This is a genomic window from Kocuria kalidii (assembly GCF_044462225.1).
GTDB lineage: Bacteria > Actinomycetota > Actinomycetes > Actinomycetales > Micrococcaceae > Kocuria > Kocuria kalidii.
The window spans coordinates 65669-80257 of sequence record NZ_JBISWJ010000044.1; the positions used below are offsets into that span (position 1 = coordinate 65669).

General features: G+C 75.3%; 10 protein-coding genes. 6 read left to right on the top strand and 4 right to left on the bottom strand.

Annotated elements, in window-relative coordinates:
- Window positions 1–48: 48 nt before the first annotated feature.
- The gene (locus ACH9D3_RS06905; RefSeq protein ID WP_396410362.1) at window positions 49–2028 is read right to left on the bottom strand and encodes an ABC transporter transmembrane domain-containing protein; all 1980 of its coding nucleotides are present in this window, start codon (window positions 2026–2028) and stop codon (window positions 49–51) included.
- Between the two features lie 73 nt (window positions 2029–2101).
- Here ACH9D3_RS06905 and ACH9D3_RS06910 point away from each other — a divergent pair, with 73 nt between their 5' ends.
- The gene (locus tag ACH9D3_RS06910) at window positions 2102–2602 is read left to right on the top strand and encodes a MarR family winged helix-turn-helix transcriptional regulator (protein WP_396398769.1); all 501 of its coding nucleotides are present in this window, start codon (window positions 2102–2104) and stop codon (window positions 2600–2602) included.
- A 25-nt stretch (window positions 2603–2627) separates the two neighbouring features.
- Here ACH9D3_RS06910 and ald read toward each other — a convergent pair whose 3' ends face one another.
- Both ald and ACH9D3_RS06920 read right to left on the bottom strand, forming a co-directional pair.
- The gene (ald, locus tag ACH9D3_RS06915; protein WP_396410363.1) at window positions 2628–3722 is read right to left on the bottom strand and encodes an alanine dehydrogenase; all 1095 of its coding nucleotides are present in this window, start codon (window positions 3720–3722) and stop codon (window positions 2628–2630) included.
- Window positions 3723–3798: 76 nt separating this feature from the next.
- Window positions 3799–4800: a D-2-hydroxyacid dehydrogenase gene (locus ACH9D3_RS06920; protein WP_396410364.1), complete on the bottom strand. Its 1002-nt coding sequence runs from the start codon at window positions 4798–4800 to the stop codon at window positions 3799–3801.
- A 64-nt stretch (window positions 4801–4864) separates the two neighbouring features.
- On the opposite strand from ACH9D3_RS06920, the gene ACH9D3_RS06925 reads away from it, so the two are divergent.
- The 5 genes from ACH9D3_RS06925 to ACH9D3_RS06945 all read left to right on the top strand — a co-directional run bounded on the left by ACH9D3_RS06925 (window position 4865) and on the right by ACH9D3_RS06945 (window position 13301).
- Entirely contained in the window at window positions 4865–6136 is a 1272-nt protein-coding gene (locus tag ACH9D3_RS06925; protein ID WP_396398773.1) for an aspartate aminotransferase family protein, read from the top strand.
- Between the two features lie 167 nt (window positions 6137–6303).
- On the top strand, window positions 6304–9255 hold the full coding sequence (locus ACH9D3_RS06930; protein WP_396410367.1) for an FAD-linked oxidase C-terminal domain-containing protein: 2952 nt from the start codon (window positions 6304–6306) through the stop codon (window positions 9253–9255).
- Between the two features lie 41 nt (window positions 9256–9296).
- Window positions 9297–10760 carry an NAD-dependent succinate-semialdehyde dehydrogenase gene (locus ACH9D3_RS06935; RefSeq protein WP_396398802.1) on the top strand — a complete coding sequence of 488 codons (1464 nt, stop codon included), beginning with the start codon at window positions 9297–9299 and terminating at the stop codon, window positions 10758–10760.
- On the top strand, window positions 10750–12003 hold the full coding sequence (locus ACH9D3_RS06940; RefSeq protein ID WP_396410365.1) for a M24 family metallopeptidase: 1254 nt from the start codon (window positions 10750–10752) through the stop codon (window positions 12001–12003). The genes ACH9D3_RS06935 and ACH9D3_RS06940 overlap by 11 nt, the downstream gene beginning before the upstream one ends.
- 5 nt (window positions 12004–12008) lie before the next feature.
- Window positions 12009–13301 carry an aminotransferase-like domain-containing protein gene (locus ACH9D3_RS06945; RefSeq protein ID WP_396398775.1) on the top strand — a complete coding sequence of 431 codons (1293 nt, stop codon included), beginning with the start codon at window positions 12009–12011 and terminating at the stop codon, window positions 13299–13301.
- Between the two features lie 82 nt (window positions 13302–13383).
- Here ACH9D3_RS06945 and ACH9D3_RS06950 read toward each other — a convergent pair whose 3' ends face one another.
- Window positions 13384–14331, bottom strand: coding sequence for a helix-turn-helix domain-containing protein (locus tag ACH9D3_RS06950; RefSeq protein WP_396410366.1), 948 nt, complete (start codon window positions 14329–14331; stop codon window positions 13384–13386).
- Window positions 14332–14589 lie beyond the last annotated feature (258 nt).

Genomic DNA, 14589 nt, shown 5'->3' on the forward strand with positions numbered 1-14589 from the left:
GGTGCCCGCGTGACCACGAGGGTTCGTGGTGACGCGGGCACCCGGGGGTCACGGGGCGGAGGCGCCGACCGCCGCGGCGCCGGCGTCCCGGCCGGTCCGCCCGGCCAGCAGGGCGAACGGGCCGCCGGCCCCGCGCAGCTCGCGCGGCGCGCCGCGCTCGGCGATGCGGCCGCCCGCGAGCACCACCACCTGGTCGGCGTTCTCGACCGTGGAGAGCCGGTGGGCGATGGTCAGGGTGGTGCGGTCGGCGGCCAGCCGGTCGAGGGCCTCCTGGACCTGCGCCTCGGTGGTGTTGTCCAGCGCGCTGGTGGCCTCGTCGAGGACCAGCACGGGCGGGTTGCGCAGCACGGTCCGCGCGATGGCCAGGCGCTGCTGCTCCCCGCCGGAGAAGCGGTGGCCGCGGGCGCCGACCACCGTGTCCAGCCCGTCCGGCAGGCCGGCGACGGTGTCGGCGATGCGCGCGGCGCCCAGGGCGCGCCACAGCTCGGCGTCGGAGGCGCCGGGATCGGCGAGCAGGAGGTTGGCGCGCACCGTGGCGTGGACCAGGTAGGTCTCCTGGGAGACGACGCCCACGATCCGGGCGAGGTCCGCCGGATCGATGTCCCGCACGTCGACGCCGTCGATCGTCACCCGCCCCGCCGTGACGTCGTTGAGCCGCGGCAGCAGGGAGCCGAGGGTGCTCTTCCCGGATCCGGTGGGCCCGACGACCGCCGTGGTGGTGCCCGCCGGCAGCACCAGGTCGACGTCGTGCAGGACGTCGGCCCCGTCGTCGTAGGCGTAGCGCACGCCCTCGTACCGGACCTCCCCGCGCACGGCGGCCGGGTCCAGCCGGACGGGAGCGGCGGGCGGGACGATCTGCGGCTCGAGGTCGAGGTACTCGAAGATCCTGCTGAAGAAGGCGAGCGCGGACACCCACTGCACACCGATGTTCAGCAGACCCATCACGGGCCGGAAGACGGCCCCCTGCAGCGCGGTGAAGGCCACGAGGGTGCCGATGGTCATCCCGCCGCCGGTGGCCGGGAAGCCGGCGGCCAGGTAGATCACGGCGGGGATCGCGGCGAAGACGATCTGCATGGTGGCCATCCGCCAGCGCCCGGCCAGCTGGCTGCGCAGCTCCAGGTCCACGAGGCGGTCGGAGCGCTCCGTGAAGCGGGCCGCATCCCGTGCGGTGGTGCCCAGGGTCTTGGCGAGCCGGACCCCCGAGACGGACAGGCCCTCCTCGACCTGGGTGTGGAGCGCCGCGAGCTCCCGCTGGCGCTCCTCGGTGACGTCCCGGCGGATCAGCGCGACGCGGCGCGAGATCCAGACCGCCGGCGGCAGCACGAGCAGGGAGACGAGGCTCATCGACGGGGAGAGCGCCACCATGGCCACGGCGGTCGCCACGGCGGTGGTGAGGTTGGACGCCACCCCCGTGGCGGAGCTCGTGACCACGGACTGCATCCCGGCGATGTCGTGCGTCAGCCGCGACTGCACCTCCCCGCCCCGGGTCCTGGTGAAGAACCCCAGGGACTGGGCCTGCAGGTGGGTGAAGAGCTGCACGCGCAGCGCGTGCATGACCTGCTGCCCCATGGTGGTGGCCATCCAGGTCTGGACCACGCCGATCACGGAGGTCAGCGCCGCGACCCCGACCATCGAGGCGGTGAGCACCAGCAGCAGGCGGGTGTCCCCGTCCGGCAGGGCGTCGTCGATGACGCCGCGGACCAGGAACGGCTGGGCGAGGTTGACGACCGAGGACGCGGTGATGAGCCCGACGACGAGCGCGATCGTGCCCCGGTGCGGGGCGAACAGCGCCGCGATCCGGCGCACGCTGACGGGGTGCCGGGCGAGCTGCCTGCGGTCCGCGGGGTCCGGGCGGGCGGGCCGGTTGCCGCCTCCGCCACCAGAACCGCCGCCGGAACCGCCGCCGGAACCGCCGCCGGAACCGCCGCCGGGGCCGGCACCGGGCAGCACGCCGGGCCCCTCGCCCGGGGCGCCGGCGGCGTGGGCGGCGGATGCGCGGACGCGTCCGGGGTGCTGGGTGGTCGCCATGGGGTCCTCCTCGGGAACTATCAAGGAGGTTACCTCTCTATGAGGGAACCTGCAATGCGGTTAGGATGACGCCATGCCCTACGACGATCCCGATCCGGCCCGACTCGGGGACCTGCTGCACGCGGTCTTCCGCCGCCTGCGCCGTCGGTGGGCCGAGCAGCTGGCCCCCTTCGGGCTCACCCCCCACCAGTTCCGGGCGCTCGACGCCCTCGCCGGGTGCGCGGGTGGGCCGGAGCACCGGCACGGCCCGGCCGAGAGCTGCCGCCACGGCGGCGGGCCCGGAAGCCTGCGCGTGAAGGACCTCGCCGACGTCCTGCGCATCGCCCCCCGCTCCGCCACGGAGGTGGTGGACCTGCTCGAGGGGAAGGGGCTCGTGGAACGGGTGCCGGACCCCTCCGACCGGCGCGCCACGCTGGTGGCGCTGACGCCCCGGGGTGCCGCCCTGCGCGAGCAGGTCCGGGAGGACCGGCGCCGGGAGTCCGACGTGTACTTCTCGCGGCTGGACCCGCAGGACCGGGTCGAGCTGGAGCGGCTGCTCCGCCTGCTCACCACGGACGGCCCGGCCGCGGGCTGAGTTCCCGCGGGACGCCCGCCGGAGCTCAGTCCAGCTGCGCCGGCAGGTCCGGGAAGGCCTCCGCCACGCCGGCGTGCCGGATGCTCCCGGCGGCCGTGTTGAGCCCGGCCGCGAATCCCGGGTCGGCGGCCAGGGCCTCCTCCGGGCCGCGGGCCAGGCGCCGCAGATACGGGGTGGTGGCGTTGGCGAGGGCCCGGCTCGCGGTGCGCGGCACGGCGCCGGGCATGTTCGCCACGCAGTAGTGGGTGATGCCGTCCACCTCGAACGTCGGGTCGTCGTAGGTGGTCGGGTGCGAGGTCTCGAAGCACCCGCCCTGGTCGATGGCGACGTCCACGAGCAGGGCGTGGTCGTGCAGGACCCCGAGGTGCTCCCGGCGCACGAGCTTGGGCGCCGCCGCCCCCGGGACGAGCACCGCCCCGATCACCACGTCGGCGCCGGCGATCTCGTCCTCGAGCACGTGCTCGTCGCTCATCAGCACGCGGGCCCGGTGCCCGAGCAGGTCGGTGAGCTCCCGGATCCGCGGGCCGCTGGCGTCCAGCACCGTGACGTCCGCCATCAGGCCCGAGGCCATGAGGGCGGCCTGGGTGCCCACGGCCCCGCCGCCGATCACCACGACCTTCGCCGCCGCGACGCCGGGCACCCCGCCCATGAGCAGCCCGGGGCCGCCGGCATTGGACTGCAGGTGGTGGGCGGCGGACTGCGCGGCGAGCCGGCCCGCGATCTCGGACATGGGCTGCAGCAGCGGCAGGACCCGGCCGGAGCGCACGGTCTCGAAGGCCACGGCGGTGGTGCCCGCCCCGATCAGCGCCTCGGTCAGCGGCCGGTCGGCGGCCAGGTGCAGGTAGGCGAAGAGCGTGAGGTCGGGGCGCAGGAGCTCGTACTCCTCGGCCACCGGCTCCTTCACCTTGACGAGCAGCTCCGCCCGCTCCCACACGGCGGAACGGTCCGCCACCTCGGCTCCCGCGGCGGCGTAGGCGTCGTCGTCGAACCCCGAGCCCTCCCCCGCGCCGGTCTCCACGAACACCTCGTGGCCGTCCCGCACGAGCTGGGTCACCCCGGCGGGCACGAGGCCCACCCGCTGCTCGGCCGGCTTGATCTCCCTGGGAACTGCTACGCGCATGATCGGCGTCCTCCTCCTGTCGCGGCCCGCTCGTCCCGCGCCCGCGGCGACGGTGCCGCGGGCCCGATCGCCCCCCTCACGGGGAGCGGACGTAGCCGGCGTCCTTGTCCACCTCGTTGAGCAGCGGGTCCCCGGCGCGCCAGCGCCGCAGGTTCGCCTCGAACTGGGCCGCGAGCTCGTCCCGCCACCCCTCGACGTCACCGCACATGTGCGCGGACACGTGCACGTCGTCCATGTCCCAGAACGGGTGGTCCGGCGGGAGGGGCTCGGTCTCGAACACGTCCAGGGTCGCGGCGGCCGGGCGTCCCGCGCGCAGGGCCTCGACCAGGGCGCCCTCGTCCACCAGCTGACCTCGGCCCACGTTCACGAGGTGCGCGTGCGGCCGCATGGCCGCGAGCACCCGGGCGTCCACGATCCCGCGGGTCTGCGCCGTCAGGGGCGCGGCGAGCACCACGTGGTCGGCCCACCCGACGTGCTCGGCCAGCTCGGCGGAGGCGACCACGGTCCCGAGGTCGGGGTCCTCGGTCCGGGGGGTGCGCCCGGCGCCGCGGACGTCCATCCCCACGGCCCGCAGCAGGCGGGCGGTCTCGCGGCCGATCCCCCCGGTGCCGACCACGAGGGCCGTGGACCGCTGGGTGCGCCGCAGTTCCCGGTGCACCCAGCGGTGCTCGCGCTGCAGGGCCTTGCTGCGGTGCAGCTGCTTGTCCCGGGCGAGGACGGCCGCGAGGACGAACTCCGCGATGGGCCGGTCGAAGACGCCGTGGGCGTTGGTGAGACGGACGCCGGAGGAGCGCAGCGCCGGGAACAGCATGGCGTCCACGCCGGCGGCGGCCACGTGCACCCAGCGCAGTCCCGTCGCGGCGTCCCACGCCTCGGCGAGCGCGTCGGAGAAGAAGTCCCACAGGAGCAGCACCTCGGCCGGGCGCCGGCCGTCCGTGCCCGCCAGGGCGGCGGCGAGCCCGTCGCGCGTCACCACCGTGACGTCGGCGAGGGCGCGCAGCGCGGCCTCGTTGGCGGGCGGGGGCGTGCCGTCGGCGGTCAGCACGACGACCCGTGGCGGCTCCTGCGCGGTGCTCATGGGCCCACCCTACGGGTCCGGTCCGATTGTTGACAATCTGCCGGGGCTGTTCCCATGATGAGCCATGACCTCACTGAGCCCGCTCCTGAAACAGGCGACACCGGTCGTCGTCGACTCCGCCCGCGGGTGCTGGATCTCCGGCACGGACGGGCGGGACTACCTGGACTTCACCACCGGGATCGGGGTCACCAGCACGGGCCACTGCCACCCCCGGGTGGTCGAGGCGGCCCGGGAGCAGGTCGGGCGGATCATCCACGCCCAGTACACGACCGTGATGCACCCGCCGCTGCTCGAGCTCACCGAGAAGCTGGGCGAGGTCCTGCCCCCCGGCCTCGACTCCGTGTTCTACGCCAACTCCGGCTCCGAGGCGGTCGAGGCCTCCGTCCGGCTCGCCCGGATGGCCACCGGCCGCCCCAACGTGGTGGTCTTCCAGGGCGGCTTCCACGGCCGCACGGTGGCCGCGGCGACCCTCACCACCGCGGGCACCCGGTTCTCCGCCGGGTTCTCCCCGCTCATGGGCGGGGTGCACATGGCCCCGTTCCCCTACGCCCACCGCTACGGGTGGGACGAGGCGACCACCGTGGAGTTCGCCCTCAAGGAGCTGGACTACCTCCTGGTGACGCGCACCGCGCCGCAGGACACCGCGGCCTTCCTCATCGAGCCCGTGCTCGGCGACGGCGGCTACCTGCCCACCCCGCCGGCCTTCCTCGAGGGACTGCGGGAGCGGGCGGACCGGCACGGGATCCTGCTGGTCCTGGACGAGGTGCAGGCCGGGGTCGGACGGACCGGGCGGTTCTGGGGGCACCAGTTCGCGGACGTGGTCCCGGACGTGCTCATCACCGCGAAGGGCCTGGCCTCCGGCTTCCCGATCTCCGCGATCGCGGCGCCGACCGCGCTGATGGAGCGGGGCTGGCCCGGCTCGCAGGGCGGCACCTACGGGGGCAACGCCGTGGCCGCCGCCGCGGGCTGCGCCACCCTGGACGTGGTGCGGGACGAGGGGCTCGTCGAGAACGCCCGGGTGCGCGGGGACCAGCTGCAGGCGGGGCTGCTGCCCCTGCAGGAGCGGTTCCCCGGGATCAGCGACGTCCGCGGCCGGGGCCTGATGCAGGGCATCGAGTTCGCGCAGGAGGACGGCTCCCCGGACGCCGCCGCCGCCCTCGCGGTGCAGCAGGCCACCACGGGCCACGGGCTGCTCACGCTGACCTGCGGGCCGACCGGCAACGTGGTCCGGCTCATCCCCGCCCTGGTGGTCTCCGAGGAGGAGATCCGCACCGGCCTCGAACGCTTCGAGGCGGCCCTGACCGAGGCGCTCGGCGGGTCCGCGGGGACGGCGTGAGCACCGCCTCCCGCCCCGTCCCGGCCGGACGCGCCGCCGACCCCCGGGCCGCGGCGGAGGACGCGGCCGTGACCGAGGACGGGACCGCGGCGGGGAGCGGGGCCGCGACCGGGGGCGCCGCCCGCGCGGGCACCCGCACGGCGGGCGACGACGAGCTCGGCCGGCGCCTGCACGGTGCCGGCCTCGACGCCGACACCGGGTCCCGCCGGCTCGCGGAGTACGCCTACGACGCGTCCAACTACCGGGTGCTCCCCCGGGCCGTGGTCTTCCCCCGCTCCGCCGCGGACGTCGCCGCGGCGCTGTCGGTGTGCCGGGACCTGGGCGTGCCGGTGACCAGCCGGGGCGGCGGCACCTCGATGGCCGGCAACGCCGTGGGTGCCGGGCTGGTCCTCGACCTCTCCCGGCACCTGCGCCGGATCGGCGCCGTGGACGAGGACGCCCTGACCGTGGACGTCGAGGCCGGCGCGGTGCTCTCCGTGCTCGCCCGCGAGGTGGAGCGGCGCACGGACGGGCGGCTGACGTTCGCCCCGGACCCGTCCTCCCGCACCCGCGCCACGGTGGGCGGGTCCATCGGCAACGACGCCTGCGGCAACCACTCGGTGCGCTACGGGCGCACGAGCGACCACACCGTGGAGATCGACCTCGTCACCGCCGACGGCGCCCGCCTCACCGCCGGGCCCGGAGGGCTGCGCGCCACCGACCCGGCGGACGACGTCTCCGCCCGGCGGGCCGGGGAGCTCGCGGGGGCCCTGCGGGACGTGGCCGCCGCCCACCTCGCCGAGCTGCGCGTGGAGCTCGGCCGGATCCCGCGGCAGGTCTCCGGCTACCACCTCCAGCACCTGCTGCCCGAGCGCGGCTTCGACGTCGCCCGCGCGCTCGTCGGCTCCGAGGGGACCTGGGCCGTCGTCGTCGGGGCCCGCATGCGCCTGGTGCCCCGCCCCCGCAGCGCGCTGCTGCTGTGCCTCGGCTACGAGGACGTGGTCGAGGCGGCCCGGGACGTGCCGGCCCTGCTCGCGGAGAACCCGGCCGCGGTCGAGGGGATCGACGACAAGATCGTCGCCACGATGCGCTGGCGCCGCGGCGCGGACGCCGTCGCCGCGATGCCCCGCGGCGGCGCCTGGCTCTACGTCGACCTCGACGGCGACGATCCCGACGAGGTGCGGGAGCGCGCCGAGGCCCTGCTCGAGCGGCTGCTGCGTGAGGGCCACGCCCTCGACGGGCGGACCGTGCCGGACCCGGTCGAGCGCACCTCCCTGTGGCGCGTCCGGGAGGACGGGGCCGGGCTGTCCTCGCGGCTGGCCCCGGACGCCGCACTGGGCCGCAGCGAGTCCTGGCCCGGCTGGGAGGACTCGGCCGTGGCCCCGGAACGGCTCGCCGACTACCTCGCCGACCTCCGGGCCCTGCTCGACCGGCACGGCCTCGACGGCGTGGTCTACGGCCACTTCGGCGCGGGGTGCCTGCACATCCGGATCACCTACGACCTGCGCTCGGACGAGGGGCGGGCCGTGTTCCGCACCTTCACCGAGGACGCCGCACGGCTCGTCGTGGCGCACGGCGGGTCCCTCTCCGGCGAGCACGGGGACGGCCGGGCCCGCTCGGAGCTGCTGGCCCTCATGTACTCCCCGCGCGTGCTCGGCGCCTTCGCCGCCGTGAAGCGGGCCTGGGACCCGCACGGGCTGCTCAACCCCGGCGTGCTCGTGGACCCGGCCCCGCTCACCGCGGACCTCGCCCTCGAGGGCGTGCCGCAGCGGGAGTGGCGGACCTCGTTCCCGCTCGGGGAGCTGCGCGCCGGGGACGACCGGCAGGACCCGTTCGTGCACGCCGTGCAGGGGTGCATCGGGGTGGGCCGCTGCCGCTCGGACACCGGCGGCGTGATGTGCCCCAGCTACCGGGCCACCCTGGACGAGCGGGACTCGACCCGGGGCCGGGCCCGGGTCCTCCAGGAGATGGTGCGCACCGCCCCCGACCAGGACGCGGGCTGGCGCTCGCAGGACGTGCGCGAGGCCCTGGACCTGTGCCTGTCCTGCAAGGCGTGCGCCACCGACTGCCCCGCGGGCGTGGACATGGCCACGTACAAGTCCGAGTTCTTCGACCACTTCTACCGGCGGCGGCTGCGCCCCTTCAGCCACTACAGCCTGGGCCGGCTCCCCCGGTGGCTGGGCCTCACCGGGCGGATCCCCCGCCTGCTCAACGCGGCGCTGCGGGACCGCCCCGCCACCCGGCCCCTGCTGCGGGCGGCGATGCGGGCGGCGGGGCTGACCCCCGAGCGGCCGCTGCCGCGCTTCGCCGGGGCCGCCGACTGGATCCGCCAGGTCGCCGGCGCCGGGGTCTCCCGCCCCGGCACGGGCACGGGCGAGGCCGTCCTGTTCGTGGACAGCTTCACCCGGGGCTTCCGCCCCGAGGTGGCCGGCGCCGCGGCGCGCGTCCTGGCCGGGTCCGGTCGCCCCGTCGAGTGCGCGCCGGACGCGTGCTGCGCGCTGACGTGGATCTCGACCGGGCAGCTGGGCGCCGCGCAGAAGATCCTGCGGCGCACGGTCGAGGCGCTCGACGACGGGACCGCGCGCCCCGTCGTCGTCGTCGAGCCGTCCTGCGCCGCGACCCTGCGCCACGACCTGCCCGGGCTCGTCCCCACGGACGCGGCCCGCCGGGTGGCCGCCCGGGTGCGCAGCTTCGCCGAGCACGTCACCGAGCTCGCCGGGCGCGGGGAGCTACCGGCCCCCGGCGCGCCGCTGCCGCCGTCCGTGGTGGTCCAGACCCACTGCCACGAGTACTCCGCCTTCGGCGCCGCGGTCCAGCGCCGGGCCCTGGCCGCGGCCGGGGTCGGCGAGGTCCGGGAGGCCACCGGCTGCTGCGGGGTGGCCGGGAACTTCGGCTTCGAGGCCGCCCACTACGAGGTCAGCCTCGCCGTGGCCGAGCAGGCCCTCGCGCCGGCCCTGCGGGCCACGGAGGACTCCGTGCCCGTGCTCACCGACGGCTTCTCCTGCCACGAGCAGGTCCGCCACCTGCGTCCCGACCGGCCCGGGCGGCACCTCGCGCAGCTCCTCGACCCCCGCCCCGATCCCCGCACCGACGACAGCACTCTCCTCCGCACCGATCCCGACCGGAAGGACACCCCGTGACCACCTCCGCCGCCACCCCCACCACCGCCTCCGACGACGTCCTGCGCCGCTCCCGGGAGGCCGTCGCCGGTGTCAGCACCGGGGTCTTCATCGACGGCTCCTGGTCCGAGGCCGCCTCCGGCCGCCGCTTCGACGTGGTGGACCCCGCCACCGAGGAGGTCGTGGCCACGGTCGCGGACGGCGGCCCCGAGGACGCCGCGCGCGCGATCGAGGCCGCCGGGCGGGCCCAGAAGGACTGGGCCCGCACCGCGCCCCGCGAGCGCGGGGAGATCCTGCGCCGGGCCTACGACCTGATCATGGCCCGGCAGGACGAGCTGGCGCTGGTGATGTCCACGGAGATGGGCAAGCCCCTCGCCGAGGCCCGGGGGGAGGTCGCCTACGCCGCCGAGTTCTTCCGCTGGTTCTCCGAGGAGGCCGTGCGGATCGGTGGGGACATGACCGTCTCCGGGGACGGCAGGACCCGCATCCTGGTGTCCAAGGAACCGGTGGGGCCCTGCGTGCTGGTCACCCCGTGGAACTTCCCGCTGGCCATGGGCACCCGCAAGATCGGCCCGGCCGTCGCGGCCGGGTGCACGATGGTGTTCAAGCCCGCGAACCTCACGCCGCTGTCCTCCCTCGCGCTCGTGGACGTCCTCGTCGAGGCCGGCCTGCCGCCGGGGGTGCTCAACGTGGTGTGCACCTCCACGGCGTCCTCGGTGGTCGGGCCCTGGATGTCCTCGGGGATCGCCCGCAAGATCTCCTTCACCGGCTCCACGGAGGTGGGGGTCCGCCTGCTCGAGCAGGCCGCCCAGCACGTCATGCGCTCGTCCATGGAACTGGGGGGCAACGCCCCCTTCATCGTGTTCGAGGACGCCGACCTCGACGAGGCGGTCGAGGCCGCGATGACCGCCAAGATGCGCAACATGGGCGAGGCGTGCACCGCCGCGAACCGCATGTTCGTCCACCGCTCCGTGGCGGAGGAGTTCTCCGCGCGCCTCGCCGGGCGCATGGGCGCCCTCACCGTGGGACACGGCGTGGCCGACGGCACCCAGGTGGGCGCCCTGGTCGAGGAGAAGGCCCTGGTCAAGGTCGAGGAGCTCGTGGACGACGCCGTGACCCGGGGCGCGAGCGTGCTGTGCGGAGGCGGCCGGCCGGAGGGCCGGGGCTGGTTCTACTCCCCCACCGTCCTCTCCGGGGTCAGTCCCGAGGCGGACCTCATGTCGCAGGAGATCTTCGGGCCGGTGGCGCCCGTGGTGCCGTTCGACTCCGAGGAGCAGGTGCTCGGATGGGCCAACGACACCCCGTGGGGCCTCGTGGGCTACCTCTTCACCCGTGACGTGGACCGCAGCTTCCGGGTCAGCGAGGCCCTCGAGGTCGGCATGGTCGGGGTCAACACGGGACTGGTCTCCAATCCGGCAGCGCCCTTCGGCGGGGTCAAGGCCTCCGGGCTGGGCCGCGAGGGGGGCCGCGTGGGGATCGAGGAGTTCCTCGAGACGAAGTACACGGCGGTGCCCCGTGGCCGATGAGCGAGTGGCCGACCTGGCCGCACCCGAAGGGCCCGTGGACCTCGTGGCCGGTCCCGACGTCCGCCCCGCCCTGTTCGCCGACGAGGAGTACGCCGCGCGGCTGCGCGCAGTCCGGGCGAGGATGACGGAGCAGGGCCTGAGCGCCCTGGTCGTGACCGACCCGGCGAACCTGTTCTACCTGACCGGCTACGACGCCTGGTCCTTCTACACCCCGCAGCTGCTGTTCGTGCCCGCGGAGGGCGACCTGCTGCTGTTCCTGCGCGAGATGGACGCCAACGGCGCGTTCCGCACGGCCCGGCTGCACCCGGAGCAGATCGTCGGCTACCCCGAGCGCTACGTGCACCGCCCGCACCTGCACCCCTTCGACTGGGTGGCGTTCGCCCTGCGCCGCCGCGGCCAGGTCGCCCCGGCCGCCCGGGGGTGCGTGGGCCTGGAGATGGACTCCCACTTCTTCTCGCCCAAGGGCTACCGCTCCCTGGTCAACGCGCTCCCGGAGTGGACGCTCGTGGACGCCTTCGACATCGTCAACTGGGTGCGCGCCGTGAAGTCCCCCGCGGAGATCCAGTACATGCGCACGGCCGCCCGCGTCACCACCGCCGCGATGCAGGCCGCGATCGACACCATCGAGCCCGGGGTCCCGCAGTACCGGGTCGCGGCCCAGATCGCCCGGGCCCAGGCCGAGGGGGTCGACGGCGCGTGGGGGGACTTCCCCGCCATGGTCCCGATGCTGCCCACCGGGGCCTCCGCCGACACCCCGCACCTCACCTGGTCGGACCGGGTGCTGCGGGAGGGCGACGCCGTGGTGGTGGAGCTGGCCGGGGTGCACCGGCGCTACCACGTGCCGCTTGCCCGCACGGTCATGCTCGGACCGCCCACCGCCGAGCTGGGCCTGCTCGAGGAGGCCGTCGCCTCCGGGCTCGAGGCCGTGCTCGACGTCACCGCCGCGGGCGTCCCCGTGCGCGAGCTCGCGAGCACGTGGAACTGGGCGATCGCGGAGTTCGGGCTCGAGAAGCCCAGCCGGCTCGGCTACTCCGTGGGCATCGGCTATCCCCCCGACTGGGGCGAGCGCACCATCAGCATCCGCTCGGAGGACGAGAGCGTCCTCACCGAGAACATGACGTTCCACCTCATCTGCGGCATGTGGATGACCGGGTACGGCTACGAGGTCTCCGAGTCCATCCGCATCACCACCGACGGGACGGAGTCCCTGACCTCCTTCCCCCGCGCCCTCATCAGGAAGTGATCCCCATGACCACCACCGCCACGTCCCTCACGACCGTCGACAGCCTGCTCACCAAGCCCACCGCGGGCCTGGGCGGAGACCCCGCCCGGGGCCTCCTGCCCCTGGCCCGCCGGGCGGACGGCCTCGTGGGGTCGGTCATCGACTCCTCGACGTCCCTGCTGGCCGCGCAGACCCACGACATCGTCCGCTTCGCGATGGGCGCCCCGGCCGCCGAGGTGATCCCCACGGAGGAGTTCCGGCGGATCGCCGCCGAGGTCCTCGACGCCGGCTCCTTCACGTACGGGGCCACGGAGGGCGAGCCCGGGCTGCTCGAGACCGTCGTGGACCACCACTCCACGACCCCCGAGCCCACCCGGCCGGAGCGGCTCGTCATCACCTCCGGCGGCATGCAGGGCCTCGACCTGGCGTTCAAGCTCTTCGTGGACCCGGGGGACCTCGTCGTGGTCGAGTCCCCCACGTACACCAACGGCTCCGGGACCGCGCTGAGCTACGGCGCCGACGTGCTCGAGGTCCCCGTGGACGACGACGGCATGGACGTGGACGCCCTCGAGACGCTGGTCGCCGAGACCGGGCGCACCCCGCGGGCGATCTACACGATCCCGAACTTCCAGAACCCCTCGGGCACCACGCTGAGCGAGCCGCGCCGGCGGCGCCTGCTGGAGCTGGCGCACCGGTGGGGCGCCATGATCATCGACGACGACCCGTACGGCGGCCTGCGCTTCGCCGGCGAGGACGTCCCCGGCTTCCGCGAGATCAGCCCGGACGACCCGCTGGTGTTCTCCGTGCGGACCTTCTCCAAGATCCTCGCCCCGGGCCTGCGGGTCGGCTGGGTGGACGCGGACCCGAGGCTGCGCAAGCTGCTCATCGCGGGCAAGCAGGCCATGGACACGTGCACGAACGTGCCCAACCAGCACATCGTGGAGCGCTTCGTGCGCCAGGGCGGCTACGACGAGCACCTGGCCGGGCTGCGCACGGAGTACCGTCGGCGCAAACAGGCCATGGACGCCTCGATCGCCCGCCACCTGGGCTCCCGGGTGGTCACGACGGACCCCGAGGGCGGCTTCTTCCTGTGGGTGACCCTCCAGGGCGACGACGCGGCCGTGGCCACCCCTCGGCTGTTCGAGATCGCCCTCGCCGAGGGCGTGGCCTTCATCCCCGGCCCCGCACTGTCCCCCTCGGGCCGGTTCCAGGACGCCTTCCGGGTCTGCTTCGCCTCCACGACCCCCGAGCGCACGGAGGTGGGCATGCAGCGGCTGGCCCGCGCCCTGGACATCGCCCGTGCGGAGCTGTCCCGCTGAGCACCGGGCCCGCTGAGCACCGGGCCCGCCGGGCAGCCGTCCCGCCGGGCAGCCGCCCGGCGGAGCGGCGGATCGGCGGGGCTCAGTGCTCCAGGGTGTGGCGCGGGGTCGTCCCGTAGAGCTCCCGGTAGAGCTGGGCGAAGCGGCCCGGGTGGGCGAAGCCCCAGCGGGCCGCGATCCCCTTCACGGTGTCCCCCGCCGTGGGGTCACCGGCCGCGAGGTCGCGGTGGGCGGCGTCCATCCGGACCCGCCGCAGGTATTGGACCGGGGTCAGCCCCAGCGGGTGGTTGGCCCGGAACGCCCGCACGAGCGCGGCCGACGTCGTCCCGGCCGCACGGGCGGCGTCCTCGACGGTGACCGGGTGCGAGGCACGGTCGTCGAGGAACTGCACCGCGATGCGGTACCGGTGCGCCTGGGCCTCCATGGACAGGTAGCGTTCGGCGCGGTCCCCGACCAGCGGGAAGCACTCGAGCAGGCCCACGGCGAGACGGCGGGCGAGCTCGGCGCGCACCAGCGGTTCGTCGAAGGCCTCCGAGGCCACCACCGCGGCCCCGTGGCGGGCCAGGGCCGACCAGCACTGTCCCCACCGGTCCCCGGCCGAGGCGGCCGAGGCGAAGGCCGCCGGGGTCCTCGCCCCGTACACGGTGTCGGCGGTCTGCTGCACCAGGTCCACCGGCAGGTGCACCAGGGTGACGTCCACGTCCTGGGCCACCACCAGCGAGGGGTGCTCGGGGCGGAACAGCACCGACGATCCGGCTGCGGCGGCCCCGGACTCCTCGCGGATCTGCCAGTCGTACCGGACGCCGTGCACGTGCGCCACCGTGAAGACCTCGGTGTCCCCCCAGAAGGACATCGACCCGCCCACGTGCACCGTGGACACGGCGAGGTGCTCGTCCCCGGCGCGGGACAGGAGGTAGGAGAAGCCCGGGTCGTCGGTGCTGTACCCGAAGCGCATCCCGGTGCGCTCCCCCAGGGCCGCCAGCACCTCGGGGTCCGAGACCGTGAGCTCGTGCCGGAACACTCCTCCCACGCGCCGGCACCGCCCTCCGCTCGGGCCGCACCCCGTGTCGGTTCGGCTCTTGCCGCCCATTCTCCGGACGGGACGGGACGTGCGCACCATTGTGACCCGGATCGCGTCCGCGGGTGCGACGACCGGAGGCCGGGCCCCGGCCCCGGTAGGCTTTGCGGATGGAATCCACTCGTGCCGCGGGACCCCGCCTGCTCCGCTCGTTCGCCGTCCGCTCCCTCCTGGGGCTGGTGGCCGTGCAGGCGGCGGTGGTGGCCACCC

What these genes read in the sequence shown, in the direction of transcription:
- ACH9D3_RS06920 (WP_396410364.1), bottom strand. Translation starts at nt 4,800, where the DNA reads ATGAGCACCGCGCAGGAGCCGCCACGGGTCGTCGTGCTGACCGCCGAC.
- ACH9D3_RS06945 (WP_396398775.1), top strand. Translation starts at nt 12,009, where the DNA reads ATGACCACCACCGCCACGTCCCTCACGACCGTCGACAGCCTGCTCACC.
- ald (WP_396410363.1), bottom strand. Translation starts at nt 3,722, where the DNA reads ATGCGCGTAGCAGTTCCCAGGGAGATCAAGCCGGCCGAGCAGCGGGTG.
- ACH9D3_RS06910 (WP_396398769.1), top strand. Translation starts at nt 2,102, where the DNA reads ATGCCCTACGACGATCCCGATCCGGCCCGACTCGGGGACCTGCTGCAC.
- ACH9D3_RS06905 (WP_396410362.1), bottom strand. Translation starts at nt 2,028, where the DNA reads ATGGCGACCACCCAGCACCCCGGACGCGTCCGCGCATCCGCCGCCCAC.
- ACH9D3_RS06925 (WP_396398773.1), top strand. Translation starts at nt 4,865, where the DNA reads ATGACCTCACTGAGCCCGCTCCTGAAACAGGCGACACCGGTCGTCGTC.